The organism is Streptomyces sp. NPDC048473, assembly GCF_043200155.1.
Lineage (GTDB): Bacteria > Actinomycetota > Actinomycetes > Streptomycetales > Streptomycetaceae > Streptomyces.
Genome location: NZ_JBICXE010000078.1, coordinates 1 through 18,630 on the forward strand (window position 1 = coordinate 1; position 18,630 = coordinate 18,630).

Genomic DNA, 18,630 nt, shown 5'->3' on the forward strand with positions numbered 1-18,630 from the left:
CCATGACAACAGTCCTATCTGGCAGGGGGGAAGGAATCTGCCAGACACCAACCTCCCACCAAACGCGCCATAATTAAGCAGCGACGGCCTACTAGCCCCAGGCGGACACACCGAGCCCACCGACGATTCCCTGGCAGCGGTGGCACTGCGGGAGCTGCACGAGGAGACCGGGATCCCGCCCCGAGCCGTCACCGCGTGGCCCGGCTACGAGACCGTGCCGCTGGACATCGACATCCACGACATCGACGCCCACCCGGGCAAGGGCGAACCCGGCCACCAGCACTTCGACCTCCGCCTCCTCTTCCGGCTGCACACCTCGACCGAGGTGCCGGTCGTGCTTCAGGAGGACGAAGTCGGGGGCATCGAGTGGCGACCCGTGGACCGGGTGACCTCACCGACCCTGCGCGAGAAGCTGCTCAAGCTCCCGCTCCAGGGCGAACCGGAGACGGCCAACGCCTCGGCCCTGATCCACAACGACCGCGGCGAGTACCTGCTCCACCTGCGTGACTACTTCCCCGGCCAGATCTGGGAGCCGGGCATGTGGTCCCTTCTGGGCGGCGGCCGAGAGCCCCAGGACGCCACCCTGGAACACACCCTCCGGCGCGAACTTGCCGAGGAAGCTGGCCTCGACCTCACCGACCTGATCCCGTTCGGCACCGAGTACGCCACCGACGACGCCGGCGCGACCGTGCCCATCGCCATCTACGCAGGCCGCTGGAACGGTGATCCGCGCGAACTCCATCTGACCGAAGGGGTAATGCTCGCCTGGTTCGCCCCCTCGGACCTCCACCGCCTGCGCATCGCGGACACCACCAGCGACCTCGTTCGGCGCCACGCCGCCCGCAATCCAGCGACGCAGAGCGGGCCCGAACCCGAGGAGGAGGAGCGTCTGGCTTCGCCACACGGCACGGTCCCCAACATCATCGGCGTCCACCTCTATCTGGAGCGGCCCGACGGGACGGTGCTGCTCGGACTGCGCCACCCCAACTCCGCGTTCGCGCCGTCCACCTGGCACGTCTTGGCTGGCCACTGCGAGCAGGAGAACGCTATCGCCTGCCTGATCAGGGAGGCCCAGGAGGAGGCCGGCCTGCAGATCGAGCGCCAGGATGTCGAACTCGTCCACGTCGTCCACCACATCGGCAAGCCCAGGAACCCACCCCGCATGGGCCTGTTCTTCCGCGCCCGTACCTGGCGCGGGGAACCGAAGCTGCGCGAGCCGGACAAGTGCCTGCAGTGGAGATTCTGGGACCCGACTGCCCTTCCCGATGACCTCGTCCCCTATACCCGACTGGCTATCGCGAAGATCCAGAGCGGTGAGCTTTACAGCGAGACGGGCTGGCCCGCATGACTGGCACCCCGACCAGCGCACCCAGTCGCGTGCCCGCTGCTACAGCGGCCGGGCGCCCGGACACCCGACTCGTGGTGCTTCGCGGGAACTCGGCGTCGGGCAAGTCGAGCGTGGCCCAGGGGCTGCGAGATCACTACGGCCGCGGTGTCGCGATCGTGGGCCAGGACGTGATCCGCCGGAACGTGCTGCGCGAGCACGACACCACGGGCGGCGCCAACATTGCCCTGCTCGGCAGGATCGCCCGCCAGGCCCTGGACGCCGGCTTCCACGTCGTGCTCGAAGGGATCCTGCACGCCGACCGCTACGGCCACATGATCACGTCGCTGGTACGGGACCACCGCGGAGTCTCGGCCTGCTACTACCTGGACGTGCCGCTGGAGTCGACGTTGGCACGGCATGCATCGAAGGCGGACGCCGCGTATCTGGAGCAAGTCACCGACAGCCACCTCACCTCGTGGTACCGCGAGCTGGATCTGCTGCCCGGCGGGCTGGAAGCCGTGATCCCGGTCGACAGCACGCTGCCGGAAACCGTCGCCCGGATCGTGCGCGACACCGATTTGATCCCTGCCGCCGCCCCGGCACCGCAGTGCAAGCCTTCACAGGGAGACTCCATGAACCCTCTGGTGCTGATGTCCGATCCGCAGGTCGCCTCGATCCCGGTGCGCGAGTGCGGAGAGCCGCTCGTCGACGTGCGCGACCATGACTTCCGCGTCGACCCTCGCAAGCAAGACCCGCTGGGCGCATTCGCCCACGTCCGTGAAGGCATCCTCGCCCGGCTGAAGCATGCCCGTTCGCTCCTGCCCGCCAGCACCGACCTGCTGTTCATCGAGGGCTACCGGCCACTGGCGCTCCAACAGCGCTACTTCACCGAGTACCGCGACGAGCTGGCCGCCGCCCATCCCGACTGGGCACCTGAGCAGCTGCACCAGGCCGCCAGCCGGTACGTGTCTCCGCCGGAGATCGCGCCGCACTCCGCAGGCGCGGCCGTGGACGTGACCCTCGTCGACCAGGACGGCCACGAACTCGACCTCGGCACCCGCGTCAACGCCTCCCCCGAGGAGAGCAACGGAGCCTGCTTCACGCACGCCCTGAACCTCAGCGACCAGGCGCGCCACCACCGCATGCTGCTGCTCAACGCCATGGAGAGCGCGGGCTTTACGAACTATGGAACCGAGTTCTGGCACTTCTCGGCAGCGGACCGGTACGACGCGCTGATGCGCCAGGAGCCGCACGCGCGCTACGGACCGATCGAACTGCCCTAGCACGCCGGCGGACTCCACTTCCCCGCCACCCACTCCGATCCGCAGACACAGGAGTGCGGCGGCCACCGTTCCACGACCGGTCCGCACGACCGCGACGGACGGACAGCACCGAACGGAGGCACGTATGTCCGACGACACCCAGCAGACGATCCGGGCCGTCCCGAGCCCGTCGGCCGGCGACGTACCGCCCGAGCACCACATGCACCTGCTCGGGCGGTACTACCGCCACGTGGAAGCCGGTCGTAAGACGATCGAAGTGAGAGTGGCCGCTCCGAACAAGCGCGACATCGGGGTCGGCGACACGGTCGTCTTCCATGACCGGGACACCGGGCGGGAACTCGACGTCATCGTGCAGCGGATCACCCCGTACTCCTCCTTCGAGGACCTGCTCCGCTCGGAGGACACCGCTCGCATAGACCCGGACGGGCCGCCCGGAGAGCTGCTCGCCAACCTCCGCGGCATCTACCGGACGAGGAAGCCCTCGGCGTGCTCGCCCTTGCCTTCGACCACCGCCCCGCCCGGCCCGGCCGCCCCATGCCGATGACAGCCGAGCAGTACGCGCAGACCGTCCCCCACCACACGGTGTACGGCTGCCTGTACATCCGCGACGCGCACGACCGGCCCATCCAGCTCCGCTCGGTCTACGGCTCGAGACTCTGGCAGTTCCCCGGCGGCAACTTGGACGCCCCGGACGAGGACCCGCTGCAGACCGCTCAGCGCGAGACGGTCGAGGAGACGGGCCTCGAACTCGGTCTGGACGCACCGAAGCTGCTTCTCACGCACTTCATGCACGCCGGTTCACGCCTGCCGTTGAACAAGATCGGGCTCATCTTCGACGGAGGTCGGCTGACCGCCGAGCAGCTCGGCCGGATCCGCCTCGACCCCGCCGAGCACGACATGTGGGCCGTCCACGACCTCGCGACCTGGCAGGAGCTGATGGCACCGCTCGCGAGCCGTTCGACGCCGCGTACGCGATCGGGACGCTCTCCTTCATTGATCCGCACCGCTCGCTGCCGGCCCTGCGCGATGGCCTGCGCCCCGGCGCACCTCTGATCCTCTCGCTCCTCCACACCGACCTGCACGGCCGCGGTCCGTCCACGGAAGTGGCACCGCGCGAGCAGATGATCCTGCTGCGCGACGACCCGCCCCTGCCGACGCAGATGTGGGTCCTGGCACCGCAGCTGTGGGAGGATCTACTCACCGAATACGGCTTCCGAGTCGAGGCCATCGAGCTGTTCCCGCACCCCGACGAGAGCGCCTCGGTCATCCAGCAGCTCATCCGCGCCCGGCGCCTTCCCAACCGGCCCGCGCGAGTCTCCAGCCGACCCCGCAGCACCCGAGCGCCGGCCGCCCACGCGGCCGTCGGCGTCGGCGCGATCCTGCTCAGCGAACGGGGCATCCTGCTGGGCCGGCACAGCCGCGGAACACTCGAACTGCCCGGCGGCAGCGTAGAGGCCGGGGAAACCTTCGAAGACGCGGTCATCCGCGAGCTCGCCGAGGAATCCGGTCTGGTCGCTCGGCGCGGCGACGTGAGACTCCTGGGCACGCTTGTCGACCACGTCGAAGGTGTCCTGCGGATCACCGTCGGCGCGCTCGTCCACGCCTGGCAAGGACAACCGGCCACGCAGCCGGAGGAGAGCGTCGGCGACTGGGCGTGGTATCCGCTCGATCAGCTCCCCGACGGCCTGTTCGTCTGCAGCGCCCAGATCCTCACCTCTTGGCGGCCCAGCCTGCCCATCGACCACCCGCCGGCGCACTTCACCACCTTCGCCCCAGCCGAGTAGTCGGTGCACTAGCACAACGGCCGACACCGATGATCTGCCGCGACACGAGGTAGGTGCCGCGCTCCTGCAACAACACACACCACTCAAGATCAAGTTGGAGTCCTCCATGCCACATCTCTCCATGCGCCGGCCCATATCCTCGGACGGCGCCGTCGGCACCGGCCGATTGCATGATCTGGAGCAGACCGCCCTGCGCCACAAAGTCCCCGTCGAGGACGTGCTGCTGATCGCCGTCAACCTGTACGGGATCACTTCGGCCCAGGACCGTCACCGGGCCAGGGTCAACCTCCGCCTCGTGCGCCGCCCCGACGTTGCCTGGCAGATCATCGTTCCGCTGAACCAGCCGGCCAGCCCGTTCCGGCTCCGGGGTGACGAGCTGTCGCTGAACGGCGAGGTGGTCGCACACGTCGAGCGCATCGATGCCGACGAGGCGGTCGGAGGGTACTTCCGAAACGAGGGGCGTGCCGCGACCCTCAATCCCAACGCCCGCAGCCGGTGCGTCGGGTGCGGCTGGTGCCCGAACACCCTGGAGGCCGCCGCCGACCCGAGGATGCAGGAGGACCAGGGGCTCGACGCTCTGCTGCGGGCCCTCGGCGAGCAGCACCCCCGCCGCAACCTGGCCGAGTTGGAGGAGGTCACCGTCTCCACCGGTTGCTTCGAGCGCGAGGGGGCCGCCGTCGCGCACTTGACCGCCTTACGCCCCGCTCTGCAGCGGGCCGGTGTCACGGCTCGGATCGGCTTCCTCACCTCCGTGCTGCGCACCGACGAGGCGTTCGAGACCATCGCATCGCAGGTCTCGCCGTTCGTGCTCAGGCTGACGACCGAGCACTTCACCCGGCGCGAGGCCCTGATGAAAGCGACTAAAGCCGACCTTGGCCCCGAGCAGATGCCGCGCCTGCTGACGCGGGCGCGGAAGGCAGGGCTGGACACCTCGTACACGTACATCGTCGGCCTGGACCCGATGGAGGACCTCATGCGCGGGGTGAACGAGCTGGCGGGCGAGGTCACGGCGTTCCCGAACGTCCAGGTCTTCCAGGCACACACAGTGATCATGCAGGGGATGCGGACGCCGGGCGCGGAGAGCCTGGAGTACTACCTGCAGGCACGTACGGTGATCGAGCGGGCCATGGCGAAGACTGGGCTGCAGCCGGTGGGCTGGGAGTGCTACCGACCGCTGTGGTACTTCACCTACGCGGGAGAGGACCTCGTCGATGGGCCTCGCTGACCCGGCCATCGACCGGGTGAGGGTCGAGCGCCTCGACGAAAACGTGGCGGGCCCGTGGGAGGGCGGCGACAGCCAGTTCGCGGTGGTGGTCGAGTCCGGCGGGGTGGCCGGAGTGTTCGCTCCGGTCGACGAGCTGCCCGCCGCCTTGGTAGCCACCCGGCTCGGGCAGAGCGCTCTGCACCACCCGGTGGTCGACCACGACGGTCTGCTGCGCAGACTCCTGGCCGAACTCGGTCCGCACGCGGCGGGGCTCGGACGCTGGGCGGTCGGGGCGCTGGATTGCGCGGTATGGGACCTGCACGGGCACCTCGCCAGCCTCCCGGTCGCGGCCCTGCTCAGCGACCGTCCCGCACGGCAGGTGCCGGTGTACGCCTCCTGGCTCTCCCTGGACCTGAACGCGGCTTCGGCCGTCGAGTCGGTCAAGGCCACCGCTGGCCAGGGGTTCGCCTTCACCAAGTGGGCGCTGCGCGAGGCCGAAGCCGACGAACTGGCACTGCTGGCCGAACGGGCTGCGGAGTGGGCGGGGCAGAGCGTGGCGGTGGACGCCCTGGGCACGTGGGGCCACACACGGTCCAGGGAAGTTGCACGGCGGCTCACACTGGAGGCCGTGCGCTGGGTAGAGGACCCGCTCCCGCGGACCGATCTGGCCGCCTACACACTTCTGCGCAGCCAGACGAAAGGTCTACCGATCGCGGTGGGCGAGCGGCTGTCCTGCCTGGAGGAGGTCGCAGTCCTGCTGAGGCGATGCCGACCGGAGGCGCTCACGTTCGACGCGGTGTGGTGCGGCGGCATCACCGAAGCGCGGGACTGGCTGGGTGTCGCTCACGATGCCGGGGTGCCGGTTCATCTACACGGGCGGGCGTTCCTTCCCGCCGTGCACCTGGCCGCAGCCTTCCCTCACGCGGCGGGCGCGGTGGAGTACCAGGTGGTGTGGGAGCCGCGCCGGCAGCGGACGCTGCGCGGCACGCTCCGGCCGGAGGGCGGGCATGTGGCCCTTCCCGACCGGCCCGGTCTCGGGGTGGAGGTGCGCTGGTAATGCCTCGACACACAGGTGAGTTAGTGGTCCGCGGACGACTGGAGCGGCGTGAAGGAGCCGTCCTGCTCGTCGTGGACGAGCGGCTGAGCGGACACGACACTTTCCTGTCGACGACTCTCCGCCTCGACCAGCCGGTGCGCCTGCCCGACCTCCCTGTCCGGATCCTCACGTTCGACGACGTCACCGTTCTGGCACCCCTCGTCTCCGTCCTGCCCCAGTCGCAGGACGGGGAGGAGTGGGAAGGTACCTTGCTGATTCCGCACGGCGCCCGCCCGCCGACGATCCCCGACGACCTCGCCCAGGCTGCTGCCGAGGCCGGTGTCGACACCAGCAGCTGGTCGCCGGCCGAAGCCCGGCACTTGTTGACCTTCCTTAGCGAAGCTGGTTCCGGGCCAGTGCGCACCGAGCGGATCGGCCTGATCATCGCGGCTCTGGCGGGTCTGTCGTGAACGCAGATGGGGTGCGGCTGGTGAGCCTCGATGTCGGATACACCCTGGGCCAGCCGTCAGGGACAACGCTGACGCAGCGCCTGGTGGAGCTGTCCCCGCTCCCGACCCGTGAGGCGAAGCGGGCCGCCCAGCGAATCCTGCACGCCCTGGACCCGCGCCGTGATGCGGCGGGGCCGCAGACGGTGTGCGCCGCTCTGGGTCTCGCGCCGTCTGCCTTCCCCCACGACCACCGCCCGCCTCACTTCGCTCTGTGGCCCGGCGCGGTTGTGGCGGTGGCACGGATCGCGCAGGTCGTGCCGGTGGTCACCCTGTCGAACGTGAGCCACTGGGACGAGCGGGAGACCGACGTCGCCGCCCTTCTCGCCCCGCACCTCCGGGCCCACCACCCCTCGTGGCAGCTCGGGTTCGCCAAGCCCGACCCACGCGCTGTGCAGACTGTTGCCTCGCTGCACGGCCGGGATCCCGCAGAGGTGCTGCACGTCGGCGACAGCCTCGACTACGACGTGCGCGGTGCCCTTGCCGCCGGAGCCCAGGCTCTGTGGATTACCCCGCACCCGCCGTCGGCCGAAGCCCTCCGGCTGCTGGCCGAGCACCCCGGGCGGGTCACGGTCGTACCGGACCTCGCCCGCGCGGTCGGGCACATAGAGCAGACAGTTCTTCCGCCAACCCACACGATCAGGAGCATCATCCCGTGAGCCAGTTCGACGCCACCGCCCCGTTCTACGCCGCTTACCGGCCCGGCATCCCGAAGGAGGCCGTCGAGCTGCTCGCGCGGCGGGTGGCCGGCAAGGAACACCGAGCCCTGCTCGACCTCGGGTCCGGCACCGGACAGGTCCCCCTCGCCCTGGCCGGGACGGTGACGGAGATCGACGTCGTCGAGCAGGACGCGGGCATGCTCGCCGAGGCAGACAAGGCGCTCGCCGGGCTGCCGGTCACCGTCCGCCTGCACAACGCCTCGGCCGAGCAGTTCACCCCGCTCTCCTCCACCCGGGCCGATCTCGTCACGGTCTGCCGCGCGTTCCACTGGATGGACCAGGAGGTGGTGCTGTCGCGTCTGGAGGGCATGACCGCGCCGGACGCGACCGTCGCCGTCATGGGCGACGGCAGCCTGTGGACCGCACGCACCGAGTGGACCGACGCCCTGCGCGCCCTGATCCAGGAGTACCTGGGCGAGAAGCGGCGAGCCGGAGTGGGCAAGAAGTACGAGGCACACGACCGGCCATACAGCGAGATCCTCGCCGAGTCCGCCTTCGGCCAGGTCGAGGAGCACACCATCGCCGTCGAGCGAGAGTGGACCACCGACACCGTGATCGGCTACCTGTACTCGACTTCCTTCGCCGCCCGGCCGCTGTTCGGCGAGCGAGTCGAGGACTTCGAGCGCCGTGCCCGAGCTCTGCTCGACGAGCACACCGCCGCAGGCGGGCTGATCGAGCACGCCTCCTTCCAGGTCGTCCTCGGCCGACGCGGCTAACCCGCTCCTCCCTCGTCGCCGGGGCGGCCCCTCTCCCCGCCCCGGCTCTCTGCCCCGTCCCTCCGGAAGGAGAACCACCATGCCCCGACCTCTGACGTGGAGCGACGACGAGCGGCGCCGGTTCATCGACGACGGCGTCCTCATACGCCGTGGCCTGGTCCACGGCGAAGTCCTGTCCCGGGCCCGTGACCTCGTCAGCGACTGGTTAGCCGAGGCGTACGACCCCGCGCGGCTCACCGCCTACACCGAACGCAGCTTCGCCCCCGAGCTGGAGGAGCACCCCGACCTCCTCACCGTCTACCAGCACAGCGGCCTGGCGGAGCTGGCCGGAGACCTCCTCCGGCCTGCGAGGACCGCCCCGGTCACCCGGGCGCAGATCCAGATCCGGCTGCCCCACGGCGCGCAGCAGCCGGTGAAGCGGATGCACGTCGACGGCGTCTCCTGCCCCCACCTGGAACCCCGCGACCTGCGCACGTTCACGTTCATCGTCGGCGTCGTCCTGGACGGCAGCGCCACTGCGGACGCCGGCGCTCTGCACTACGTGCCCGGCGGGCACCACCGGATGGCCGACTACTTCGCCACGGACTGGGCCCTGGGGCAGCCGGCTCAGACCCCCGACGACATCGACGCCCAGGACGGCACTGCCTTCACCGCCGCGCCCGGCGACGTGGTCGTGATGCACCACCTCGTTCCGCACCATGTCGGCATCAACACCAGCAGCACCCCGAGGGTGATGGCGTACTTCCGCGTCCACCACGCCCAGCACACCGACCTCGCCCTGCGTGCCCTGTCGGACCCGTGGCTGGAGTACCCGGCGCTCGCCGCCCTCACCCGCCCCGGCACCGCGTGAAAGGGCCGAGCATCGTGGACGTCCTCACGCCCGACCAACTCCCCGACGCCGCCCGGCTCCTGGCCGCCGGGCAGGTGGTCGCCGTGCCCACCCCCCGCTGGTACATGCTGTGTGCCCGCGCCGCCGACCCGACCGCCACGAACGCTGTCTTCCGCGCCAAGCAACGCCCGACCGCCAAGCCGCTGCTGCTCCTGCTCGACTCCCCGGACACGGCCGAGGCTCTGTTCGACCTGAGCGACGACGCCCGTCTGCTGGCTTGCGGCCTGTGGCCGGGGGACCTCGCGCTGCGTCTTCCGTGGAAGCCGGGGGTGGAGCCCATCGCGGCGGTGGGCTCCCCGGCGCTCGTCGGATGCCCCGACGGGGTCCTGGGCCAGTTGGTTCCCCTGGCAGGCGAGCCGCTGGCCGCCGCTGTATGCAGCATCTCCACCCCCGCCGCCGGCGACGAGGACCATCCGGCGCTCACAGTCGGCCAGGTCGCCGCCTTCGAACGGGCCACGGGGGCCGGTATCGCCGCGGTCGTCGACGGCGGGATCTGCCCGCACGGCCGGCACATGACCATCGTCGACTGCCCTATGGGCACCGCCGCGCGCTTGGAGCGGGAGGGCACCGTTCACGCCCGCGCCGTCGAAGCCGCTCTCGCCCCGGCAGGAGGACCGCATGTGGGCTGACCTCGCCCGCCGGACGAACCGCCTAGTGCCCGATGCTTCGGTGGCCGCCGTCGCCGACGCGCTCGACTACCTCTGTCTCGCCCAGCTCTACCTGCGCGACAACCCGCTCCTGGCCCGGCCCCTGATTCCGGGCGACGTCAAGACGCGACCGGCCGGCCACTGGGGGGTGTGCCCGCCCACCAACCGGATGCTCGCCGCCCTGGGCCCGCTCCAGGCGGCCGTCCCCGACGGCTACGAGCTGCACGTCCTGCACGGCGCCGGGCACGCCGGGCCCTCCGCCCTCGCCCACGCCTACCTCACCGGCCGACTCGGCCATGCCCATCCTCACCTGCGCCAGGACGCGGCCGGGCTGCGCGAACTCCTCACGGGTTTCCCCCTGCCCGGCATCGGCGGGGAGATCACCCCGATGATCCCCGGCCACCTGCACACCGGAGGCCAACTCGGTCCCGCCCTCGCGATCGGACAAGGCACGGTCCTCGACGCGCCCCACCGGCTGTCGTTGGTCCTGATCGGCGACGGAGAATGCGAGACCGGGACGACCGCCGCCTCGTGGCTCGCCACCCGCGCGCTGCACGGTACGGGCGACCACGGCACAGTCCTTCCCGTCGTCCTGCTCAACGGGATGCGCATGGGCGGACCGAGCGTGCTGGCCACCCTCGGCCGCGCCGAACTCACCGCCTATTTCACCGGCCTTGGCCACCGGCCCGTCTACAGCGACGGGCTCGACATCGGCCAGCTCCGCCAGGCGGTAGCCGAAGCACTCGGCGCCGCCCAGCCCTTGGGCATTCCGGGGCCCTCCAGCGTCCTGGTGCTCACCCTGGACAAGGGCCACGGCGTCCCCGCCCGCCTCGCAGGCACCCCGGCGGTCCACAAGACGCCGCTGCATAACCCAGCCGGTGTGCCCGCCGAGTTCGACGCGCTCGCCGACTGGCTGGCCTCGTACCAGCCCGCCCAGCTCCTCACCTCCAGCGGCCGGCCCCGGCCGCATCTGCTGCCCGCGCTGCCGCTGCCCCGGCCCAAGCCCGACTGCCTCCCGGCGCCGCGCGGCTGCGTCGCCGCCTCCACCCAGGTCGCCGCCCGCGCCGCCGGGCGCCCGTTCGCGCAGGTGGTCCCCGAGGTCCTGCGGGCCCGCGCCGAGCAGGGACCGTTCCGCGTGTTCAGCCCCGACGAGCTGGCCTCCAACCGCCTCGACCTCACCGACGAGCACGGACGCCCGGTGCCGTGGGCGGTGGAAGTGCTCAGCGAGGAGCTGTGCCACGCCTGGGCCCAGGGCTACACGGAGACCGGCCGGCACGCCCTCGTCGCCACCTACGAGGCGTTCGCGCCGATCACCCTCAGCCTCATCCAGCAGCAGCTCAAGCACCGGTCCGTGCGCCGTCACGCCGGGCTCGCCCCGCTGCCCAGCCTGGTCTACCTGCTGACCAGCCTGGGCTGGCACAACACGTTCACCCATCAAAACCCCAGCCTGACTACGGCACTTCTGGCTGGCGGCGACCCCACGCTCCACGTCCTCACCCCCGCCGACCCCGGGCGCGCCGCCGCCGCCCTCACCTTCGCCCTGCGCAAGCTCGACCGGTGCACGATCGTCGTCGCCGGCAAGCACACGGTCGTCCACCACCCGCTGGAGACCCTCGACGAGGAACTGCGGCACGGCATCGCGATCTGGCCCCACCTGACCCACCCCGGCCCCGGCGAGCCCGACCTGATCCTCGCCTCCGCCGGCGACCTGCCCGCCGAGGCCCTGACCACCCTCGCCCAGCGGCTGCGCGCCGAACGCCCCGGCCTGCGCCTGCGGTACGTCCACGTCCACGACCTCACGGTCCTCGCCGAGGACGGCACCCGCCCCCTCGCCCTCGCCCCGGAGGCGTTCGCCCGCCACTTCGGCACCCGGGCCCCGATCATCCTGGCCACCAGCGGGCACCCGGCCGACATCCACGCCCTCCTCGGACGCCGCCACCCCGGGCCCCGGCTCACCGTCCTCGGCTACCGCGACCCCGGCCACCCCGTCTCCCAGACCCGTCTCCTCCAGCTCTGCGGCCTCGACGACCCCGGCCTGTGGCAGCTCGCCACCACCCTCACCGACCTCCCGAAGGAGATACCGGCATGAGCACCCCACTCCCACCCGTCACCCCCGACGCCGGCACCATCGACACGTTCGAACGCGACGGGTACGCGATCGTCCGCAACGCGATCACCCCGGACCTGCGCGACCGGCTCCTGACCGCCGCCGAGCGGCTACTGGCCAGCGCCATCACCCAGGGCCGCGACCGAGGAGGCGACGGCAAGGACGGCTTCCGCGGATGCCTCAACCTCGACTGTGCCTTCCTCCCGCTCCTCGCCAACGCGGCCGTCCTGCCCACCGTCGTCCAGCTCCTCAGCCCGAACATCCACCTTTTGTCGGCCCACCTCATCGCCCTGCCCAGCGGTCCGCCCCGCACTATCCGCATCCCCGAGCGCCACGGATGGCACCGCGACATGTACGGCGTCACCGCCGACCTCGGCTTCCCCCACACCCCCCGCATGGCCATCAAGGCCGCCTACTACCTCACCCCCGTCGTCCCCGACTGCGGGCTGACCATGTTCCTCCCCGGCAGCCACCGCCTCACCGAGGAACCCGTCGTCCCCGCTGGCGCCATCGACCCGCCCAGCGCTATTACGCCTGACATCGCCGGAACCGACGCCGTCCTGTTCGAGAACCGGACCTGGCACACCGGAGGCATCAACCTCTCCGGCCGCCCCCGCATCGCCCTCATGCTCCAGTACGGATACCGCTGGCTCCACCCCGTCGACGACCCCGCCACCCATCTCCAGAGGGACCCCGCCCTCACCCCCATCGAGCAGCAGCTCCTCGGCCTGCCCGACCGCCGCCCGGACGGATCACTCGCCAAGGGCAGCGGAGCCGCTCCCATCCGCTCCTGGTGGGAGACCGCCGAGGGGCGAGTCGGCGAACTCATCGCCGTGGGCCAGCTCCTGTAAGTCGCCCAACGTGGCGGCCACCCGGAACTGGCGCCCCCGCGCCAACACCACGCCCAGCACCCCACCGGAGTAACCGTTCCCGGACCTTGAGCCGCAAAGGACCAAGCGCCTGCCTCGGCGCTTCAGACCGGCGAAGCTGTCGTCCCTGCTCGGCGGCGGCGTACTCGCGCAGCGCCGCCCAACCAGAACTAGAGCGCACACACCCGCACCAGAGTTCACCCAGGGCCAAAGGGGAGATCATGGAAAACCTGCACCAGCAAACCACCCGCTCGGACCACTGGGCCCCGTACTACGACGTGGACACCCGTAACTCGGACCCGACCGCCGCGGCTTCCGCCCTCTCCGACCTCGCCGGGGACGGCGCAGCCCTGGAGCTCGGCATCGGAACCGGCCGCGTCGCCTTTCCTCTGGCCGAATGGGGTACACCCGTCTTCGGCCTTGACGCCTCCCAGGAGATGATCAGCCGTCTCGAAGAGCACCAAGAGCAAACCCCCGAGGGGCGCTCGCCTGTCCAGGCGCGGATCGGCGACATGGCCCGGTTCGAGCTCGGAACGCACTACCCACTCGTCTACGTCATAGCGAGCGCGCTTTTCCTGCTGACCAAACAAGAGGACCAGGTCAGCTGCTTCCGCAGCGCGGCCAAACACCTAACTCCCCGTGGGGGATTCGTCGTCGAAGCGGCTGTCCCGCACGCCTCGGGCATGGCCTCCGAACGCCAGCAGATGATCGTCCGCGAACTGAGCGAGGAACACCTGAAATGGTCCGCGTTCGTGCACGACCCCGTGCACCAGGTCGTCCGGGCCCAGGACGTACTCGTCGGCCCGGATGGCTGTCATCTTCTGCCGAACGTCATGCGCTACGCCTATCCCGCCGAAATGGACCTGATGGCGCAGCTGGCTGGCCTTCGCCTGGAACGGCGGACCGCCGACTGGGAGGGCTCCCCATTTATCGCGACCAGCACGCACCATGTGTCCGTCTATAGGCACCAGTCAGCCGACAACGACACCTCCCCGCCCACCGGCGCGTCAGCATGACCGTCCCTCGGCGGCTCCAGCACATGTTCGAGGAGCTGATGTAGACCCTCACCTCCCGCCGACAGCTAGGTCAGCACGCTGTCGAGATGCGCCTGCACCGGCTCGAAGAGGCCGTACGGAACGAGTTCCGGGATGTCTGCCAGCGCAACCCACTTCAGCTCGGACAGTTCGTCCTTGTCGGCCACGTAAGCGGTGCCGGAGGTGACCGCGCAGGCGGTGTAGGACATGTTCCTTCCGCTCTTGGGGTGGACCCGTTCGCCGAGGGGCTTGACTGCGATCACGGTCAGCCCGACCTCCTCCTGTGTCTCACGTACGGCCGCCTGCTCGGAAGTCTCCCCGTCTTCGATCTCGCCGGCGGGGAACTGCCATGACAATTGGCCCTCGGAGATCCTGCGCCGCACCATCAGGACGCGGTTCTCGTGGACCACGATCGCAGCGGAGATGCCCGGCCGCTCCGCTGCCGTCTGCTCAGTCATACGTCTTCCTCCAGTGCTTCCAGGATCGGCGGGTAAATGTTGTCGACGGGGATGAAGCGGGTCACTGCGCTCTTGGCTACCCACGTCACGTCCACGTTCTCCACGGCATCGCTGTTCATCGCGTCCCCAGCGAGGTACTCGCACAGGAAGTACACGCAGTGCACGCCAGTCACTGGGTGGAGCCGCTCGCCGAGGCGCTGGCGGATGGTGCAATGCACACCGGTCTCGTCCAGCGTCTCGCGGATGGTCGCTGTCTCAGGTCGGACGCCGGGCTTGATGACGCCCGCGGGAAACTGCCAGGTGATCCCGGAGACGTCCTCGGCGCGGCGGCAGACCAGCAGAACGTCGGCGTCGCGGACGACGACAGCGATGGCGACGCGCAGGGCCTGGGCCTTGGGAAACGTGGCCGCGGCGTCTGCCTGGCCTGTGCCCGCCGTCATCAGCGCGAAGCGTTTACGGACAGCGGCTGGCGCGTCCTCGTGGACGGAGTCGAGCAGCTGTTGCATCTCCGGGCGCGGGATGACGTCGGGGTCGGAGTGCCAGGTGGCGACAGTTCGTGACGAGATGCCCAGACGATTGGCGAAGGACTCGTTGGTCATGCGGAGAGCGGATTGGAGTGTGCAGGCAAGCTGGCCGGTCCAGACATCCACTACTTCCATCGCGGCCCTCACGTATCCGATCGGCAACGTGCATGGTCAATGCGCCTCAACTGCAAGCTAGTTGCACTGCCGCTTCATGGCGGAGGGGAGCGAACACCGGTTGACTCTAAGACGTGCCACCCCAGACCGGTCCCGCCCTCTCGCACAAATGCGCGAGCGACGAAGCCCCCAGGCATGCTAGTTCAGAACCCTTGCGAGATCGGCGAGTTGGAAGATCGAAATCCGGTCTGGAAGTGGCCGAGAGCGCGACCCAGGGCGCGAGTCACGCTTTGACCGCCTCGGGCAGCAGGCCGGTCCGTGCCGGGCCCGGCACGGACCGGCCGCCACTAACCGAACGACGGAGGGACACGATGCAGACCACCGGACGCAGCCGGCCAACGGGGACCTATCCCTCTGGAAGCTGGAGTTGGCGGTGAAACCGCTCTGTCTGTGCGGGCGATTCAACTGGGCTCCTGGCAGGTGCGAGGCGCAGGAGACCCACGTCGCGATCATCGGGGAGATCGGAGCCCGGAGCGTCGACGCCGTGATTGCCGCGTGCCGCCCGTACGTCTTCCGTCTGGAACAGCCGCACTGGATCGTCACCCAGCGCCGGCACCGCCTCCCGACCTCCTCACGCGAGGCTGCGGCGCCTGCCGCGAGCACGCCCGCCCGGCTTCGCTGCACCCGACCGTCACCTAGGTTCCGGCCGCCCAGCGTTCGATGGGGCATCACTTTTCGGCTTTCGAATGTCCGTATCAGGAGGGTGAGCCAGCACCGTCAGCTGTAGCCCAACTGCCAGGCGCGATCGGCTGATCCGGCGCGGGTAACCTCAGTCACTGACGCGCTGAGCGACCGTCATATCACCCGCGTGGCAGATGAAAGGGAATCCATGTCCCAGGAGCAGAGCCAGACAGTGGAGCGCACGCTTGTGCTGCTCAAGCCCGACGCCCTCGTTCGCGGCTTCGGCGGGAAGGTCATCACCCGGTTCGAGGAAGCGGCACTGAAGATCGTGGGGGTGAAGATGAAGCAGATGGACGCCGAGTTCACCCGGCGCCACTACTTCGACCTCGAAGAGCGCCTGGGCAAGGAGGTCTACGACTTCACCTCCGCGTTCATGCAGCAGGGGCCGGTCATCGCCCTGGTACTCGAAGGCTTCGACGCAATCGCCACCGTGCGCAAGCTCGTCGGCAGCACGTACCCGAACGAGGCTCCGGCTGGGACGATTCGCGGGGACTTCTCGCACTACGGCAAGGCCGCCAGCGTGGCCTCCGGCAAGGCCGTGGCGAACCTCGTGCACGCCAGCGGCAACAAGGAGGAGGCCGCACAGGAGGTGGAGCTGTGGTTCGACAAGGACGAGCTGCACGACTACCGCACGCTCGCGGAGATCTTCGCCTGCTGAGGCGGACGACGTCACCACGGGGACGTCGAAGCGTTGAGCACCACTGGGGCACACCGTTAACCGAAAGGGCACCATGACCAACCAGACCCGTGTCGCGTCCGTCCAGGAACTGGAGTCGGTTTTCCAGCAGGAGCTGGCGACCGACCGTTGGGCCGCAGCGGAGTCGGCCTACGCTCTGGCCGTGCGGCACCGCGACGCCGGCGACTGGGAGAAGTCCCGCGAGTGGGTGAAGCAGACCCTCCAGCTCCTCGAAGGCTTCCCCGCCGAGACCGAGGAGCAGGTGGCCACGCAGCGCACCTCCGTCGGAGGCGTCGACCTGCCGAATTACCTGCACGAAGGCGTCGTGCGCAGCCGCTTCGGCGACCTCGGCTGACGCCCACGCGCCCTGATACGGCGGTGCGGATCACGTCCGCACGCTGACCGCACCGCCGTCGATCACAACCGCATCCCACCCGCCAACCGGACCAGCCAGGCCCACGGCCTGCGCGGGTTCGGGCGGATCACCCATGCCCAAAGAGGGGACAGAGCCGTTGCCCGTCGAGATCGAGATGCGCGCCCGGTACGACAAAGAGACCCACGACCGGCTCACCGCCCGCTTGGAGCGGGAAGCCACTGACCTGGGCCGCGACGACAAGCTCATCTACTTCTACGTCCTGCCCGACAAGCTGCTGAAGGTCACGGATAACACCGCCGCCGGCTCGGCGAAGATCACCCTCAAGCACAGCAAGATCGGCCAAGGCGCAGCGTTCCCGGAGACCGAGTTCCCCATCGCCCGCGAAGACGTAGCTGCGGCCGTGACCGTCCTCAACGCCCTCGGCTTCGAGCCGCACATGCACCAGGCGTACAACCAGCGGCACAACTACCGCTTCCGGGGCGTGGAGATCGCCGTTAAGTGGAGCGAGGCGTGGGGCCACCACGCCGAGTTCGAGGTGCTGCTGGACGACACCGCCAGCGACACGGCCCGCGAGGAGGCCGTTATCCGCGTCACCACCGCAGCTCAGGAGCTGGGTGTGACGCTGATGAGCGAGCAGGAGCTGGCCGACTTCACCGCAGCGTTCGAGTCCGCCGAGCAGGCCCGCAAGGACCAGCAGATGCCGTTCGAGGAGATCGAGCCGCAGACCTGAGCGATACCCGCCGTTCCGACCCACCGAGGGGGTAGGCCCGATGAGCACCACCCCGCCGGCCGACAGCTTGGTCGAGCTGGCTGCACGCAAGCAGCTTCCGCACCACCAGTTCACCGACCACGCCACCGTGCGATGGATCGAAGCCAACCGGCCGGACTTCCCCGACGCAGTAACTCCGGCGCTTCGGGCCACCTCCCAGCGGCTGGTCTACCGCTCGGCCATTCCCACTGCCTGGATGGCGAACTCCGAGCTTGCCGACTCGCTGCACGGCGTTCGCCACGCCATGCGCACCGCCACCTGGCCGCGCTTCTCGCAGACGCCGACGACCTGACCGAGGACGACACAGCGACCCTCGTGATGGCCGCAGCCGTCCACGACTGCCGCCGAGTCCACGACAAGGACGACCGCGGACACGGGGCACGCGCCGCGATCTGGTTGACGGGCAACGCCGACCTGGTCTGGGCGCACTTCCACACGGCACCCACGGCGCAGCGCATCGTCTCGGTCGCAACAGCCGTCCGGTTGCACGACGTGCCCTACGACGCCTTCACACCGGACGACCTCACCGACTACGCACGAACCCGGCACATCACCGACCTGCTCAAGGCCGCCGACGCCCTGGACCGCTACCGCCTCCCGAAGCTCTCCTGGTGGCCGGACCCCGCCCGCGTACGGGCCGCTGCTTTCGCTTCCTTGCGTCCCACGGCGTTCGAACTTGTGGTGGCCTCCGAAGCCGCTCACCTCGCGGGTATCGACAGCGCGGACGCCGTGCTCAAAGCTCTGGAGCAGCGGGGGTTAGACCCACCGGCAAATGGATCACTTGAGGCGTCGGGTGTTGGGGCGGCCGTCCCAGCGGTAGCGGCTCGTCGAGCGTCGAATGAGCATGCGGA

At 69.8% G+C, this 18,630-nt stretch carries 20 protein-coding genes and 2 pseudogenes; 20 read left to right on the plus strand and 2 right to left on the minus strand.

What is annotated here, in order from left to right:
• Nucleotides 1–106: 106 nt before the first annotated feature.
• The 15 genes and pseudogenes from ACGFU7_RS44630 to ACGFU7_RS44700 form a co-directional block, all read left to right on the plus strand.
• Nucleotides 107–1,348: pseudogene (locus tag ACGFU7_RS44630) on the plus strand (NUDIX domain-containing protein); the annotation flags it as partial.
• 71 nt (nucleotides 1,349–1,419) lie between these two features.
• Entirely contained in the window at nucleotides 1,420–2,610 is a 1,191-nt protein-coding gene (locus ACGFU7_RS44635; protein ID WP_393704214.1) for a M15 family metallopeptidase, read from the plus strand.
• Nucleotides 2,611–2,734: 124 nt separating this feature from the next.
• Nucleotides 2,735–3,154 (plus strand): hypothetical protein, encoded by a 420-nt coding sequence (locus ACGFU7_RS44640; protein WP_393704216.1) that lies wholly within the window; start codon nucleotides 2,735–2,737, stop codon nucleotides 3,152–3,154.
• Entirely contained in the window at nucleotides 3,097–3,663 is a 567-nt protein-coding gene (locus tag ACGFU7_RS44645) for an NUDIX domain-containing protein (protein ID WP_393704217.1), read from the plus strand. The genes ACGFU7_RS44640 and ACGFU7_RS44645 overlap by 58 nt, the downstream gene beginning before the upstream one ends.
• 50 nt (nucleotides 3,664–3,713) lie before the next feature.
• On the plus strand, nucleotides 3,714–4,394 hold the full coding sequence (locus ACGFU7_RS44650; protein WP_393704219.1) for an NUDIX hydrolase: 681 nt from the start codon (nucleotides 3,714–3,716) through the stop codon (nucleotides 4,392–4,394).
• Nucleotides 4,395–4,515: 121 nt separating this feature from the next.
• Nucleotides 4,516–5,619, plus strand: a complete 1,104-nt coding sequence (locus tag ACGFU7_RS44655; RefSeq protein ID WP_393704220.1) for a hypothetical protein — start codon at nucleotides 4,516–4,518, stop codon at nucleotides 5,617–5,619.
• Nucleotides 5,606–6,655, plus strand: a complete 1,050-nt coding sequence (locus ACGFU7_RS44660; RefSeq protein WP_393704222.1) for an enolase C-terminal domain-like protein — start codon at nucleotides 5,606–5,608, stop codon at nucleotides 6,653–6,655. The genes ACGFU7_RS44655 and ACGFU7_RS44660 overlap by 14 nt, the downstream gene beginning before the upstream one ends.
• 71 nt (nucleotides 6,656–6,726) lie before the next feature.
• Nucleotides 6,727–7,104: a hypothetical protein gene (locus ACGFU7_RS44665; protein ID WP_257134743.1), complete on the plus strand. Its 378-nt coding sequence runs from the start codon at nucleotides 6,727–6,729 to the stop codon at nucleotides 7,102–7,104.
• 20 nt (nucleotides 7,105–7,124) lie between these two features.
• Nucleotides 7,125–7,799, plus strand: coding sequence for an HAD family hydrolase (locus ACGFU7_RS44670; protein ID WP_257134742.1), 675 nt, complete (start codon nucleotides 7,125–7,127; stop codon nucleotides 7,797–7,799).
• Nucleotides 7,796–8,575: a class I SAM-dependent methyltransferase gene (locus ACGFU7_RS44675; RefSeq protein WP_097921463.1), complete on the plus strand. Its 780-nt coding sequence runs from the start codon at nucleotides 7,796–7,798 to the stop codon at nucleotides 8,573–8,575. Before ACGFU7_RS44670 ends, ACGFU7_RS44675 begins: the two co-directional genes overlap by 4 nt.
• Nucleotides 8,576–8,654: 79 nt before the next feature.
• On the plus strand, nucleotides 8,655–9,425 hold the full coding sequence (locus ACGFU7_RS44680) for a phytanoyl-CoA dioxygenase family protein (RefSeq protein ID WP_393704223.1): 771 nt from the start codon (nucleotides 8,655–8,657) through the stop codon (nucleotides 9,423–9,425).
• Between the two features lie 14 nt (nucleotides 9,426–9,439).
• Complete coding sequence (locus ACGFU7_RS44685) at nucleotides 9,440–10,093, plus strand: L-threonylcarbamoyladenylate synthase (RefSeq protein WP_393704225.1); 654 nt, start codon at nucleotides 9,440–9,442, stop codon at nucleotides 10,091–10,093.
• Nucleotides 10,083–12,200 (plus strand): phosphoketolase, encoded by a 2,118-nt coding sequence (locus ACGFU7_RS44690; protein WP_393704227.1) that lies wholly within the window; start codon nucleotides 10,083–10,085, stop codon nucleotides 12,198–12,200. The genes ACGFU7_RS44685 and ACGFU7_RS44690 overlap by 11 nt, the downstream gene beginning before the upstream one ends.
• On the plus strand, nucleotides 12,197–13,069 hold the full coding sequence (locus ACGFU7_RS44695) for a phytanoyl-CoA dioxygenase family protein (protein WP_097921550.1): 873 nt from the start codon (nucleotides 12,197–12,199) through the stop codon (nucleotides 13,067–13,069). The genes ACGFU7_RS44690 and ACGFU7_RS44695 overlap by 4 nt, the downstream gene beginning before the upstream one ends.
• Nucleotides 13,070–13,308: 239 nt before the next feature.
• Nucleotides 13,309–14,103 (plus strand): methyltransferase domain-containing protein, encoded by a 795-nt coding sequence (locus ACGFU7_RS44700; protein ID WP_393704228.1) that lies wholly within the window; start codon nucleotides 13,309–13,311, stop codon nucleotides 14,101–14,103.
• Nucleotides 14,104–14,168: 65 nt separating this feature from the next.
• Here ACGFU7_RS44700 and ACGFU7_RS44705 read toward each other — a convergent pair whose 3' ends face one another.
• Both ACGFU7_RS44705 and ACGFU7_RS44710 read right to left on the minus strand, forming a co-directional pair.
• On the minus strand, nucleotides 14,169–14,579 hold the full coding sequence (locus ACGFU7_RS44705) for an NUDIX hydrolase (protein WP_097921548.1): 411 nt from the start codon (nucleotides 14,577–14,579) through the stop codon (nucleotides 14,169–14,171).
• On the minus strand, nucleotides 14,576–15,238 hold the full coding sequence (locus ACGFU7_RS44710) for an NUDIX hydrolase (RefSeq protein ID WP_097921547.1): 663 nt from the start codon (nucleotides 15,236–15,238) through the stop codon (nucleotides 14,576–14,578). Before ACGFU7_RS44710 ends, ACGFU7_RS44705 begins: the two co-directional genes overlap by 4 nt.
• A gap of 868 nt (nucleotides 15,239–16,106) precedes the next feature.
• Here ACGFU7_RS44710 and ACGFU7_RS44715 point away from each other — a divergent pair.
• The 5 genes and pseudogenes from ACGFU7_RS44715 to ACGFU7_RS44735 all read left to right on the plus strand — a co-directional run.
• A complete protein-coding gene (locus ACGFU7_RS44715; RefSeq protein WP_097921546.1) occupies nucleotides 16,107–16,616 on the plus strand; it encodes a nucleoside-diphosphate kinase in 510 nt (169 codons plus the stop codon).
• 73 nt (nucleotides 16,617–16,689) lie between these two features.
• Entirely contained in the window at nucleotides 16,690–16,989 is a 300-nt protein-coding gene (locus tag ACGFU7_RS44720) for a hypothetical protein (protein ID WP_097921545.1), read from the plus strand.
• A 157-nt stretch (nucleotides 16,990–17,146) separates the two neighbouring features.
• Nucleotides 17,147–17,740 carry a CYTH domain-containing protein gene (locus tag ACGFU7_RS44725; RefSeq protein WP_393704232.1) on the plus strand — a complete coding sequence of 198 codons (594 nt, stop codon included), beginning with the start codon at nucleotides 17,147–17,149 and terminating at the stop codon, nucleotides 17,738–17,740.
• 40 nt (nucleotides 17,741–17,780) lie between these two features.
• Nucleotides 17,781–18,071: a hypothetical protein gene (locus tag ACGFU7_RS44730; protein ID WP_393704230.1), complete on the plus strand. Its 291-nt coding sequence runs from the start codon at nucleotides 17,781–17,783 to the stop codon at nucleotides 18,069–18,071.
• A gap of 26 nt (nucleotides 18,072–18,097) precedes the next feature.
• Nucleotides 18,098–18,630 (plus strand): annotated as a pseudogene (locus tag ACGFU7_RS44735) (hypothetical protein); the annotation flags it as partial.

Coding starts and splice junctions, on each gene's coding strand:
- ACGFU7_RS44640 (WP_393704216.1), top strand. CDS start 2,735: ATGTCCGACGACACCCAGCAGACGATCCGGGCCGTCCCGAGCCCGTCG.
- ACGFU7_RS44655 (WP_393704220.1), top strand. CDS start 4,516: ATGCGCCGGCCCATATCCTCGGACGGCGCCGTCGGCACCGGCCGATTG.
- ACGFU7_RS44660 (WP_393704222.1), top strand. CDS start 5,606: ATGGGCCTCGCTGACCCGGCCATCGACCGGGTGAGGGTCGAGCGCCTC.
- ACGFU7_RS44680 (WP_393704223.1), top strand. CDS start 8,655: ATGCCCCGACCTCTGACGTGGAGCGACGACGAGCGGCGCCGGTTCATC.
- ACGFU7_RS44690 (WP_393704227.1), top strand. CDS start 10,083: ATGTGGGCTGACCTCGCCCGCCGGACGAACCGCCTAGTGCCCGATGCT.
- ACGFU7_RS44695 (WP_097921550.1), top strand. CDS start 12,197: ATGAGCACCCCACTCCCACCCGTCACCCCCGACGCCGGCACCATCGAC.
- ACGFU7_RS44700 (WP_393704228.1), top strand. CDS start 13,309: ATGGAAAACCTGCACCAGCAAACCACCCGCTCGGACCACTGGGCCCCG.
- ACGFU7_RS44705 (WP_097921548.1), bottom strand. CDS start 14,579: ATGACTGAGCAGACGGCAGCGGAGCGGCCGGGCATCTCCGCTGCGATC.
- ACGFU7_RS44710 (WP_097921547.1), bottom strand. CDS start 15,238: ATGGAAGTAGTGGATGTCTGGACCGGCCAGCTTGCCTGCACACTCCAA.
- ACGFU7_RS44715 (WP_097921546.1), top strand. CDS start 16,107: ATGTCCCAGGAGCAGAGCCAGACAGTGGAGCGCACGCTTGTGCTGCTC.
- ACGFU7_RS44720 (WP_097921545.1), top strand. CDS start 16,690: ATGACCAACCAGACCCGTGTCGCGTCCGTCCAGGAACTGGAGTCGGTT.
- ACGFU7_RS44730 (WP_393704230.1), top strand. CDS start 17,781: ATGAGCACCACCCCGCCGGCCGACAGCTTGGTCGAGCTGGCTGCACGC.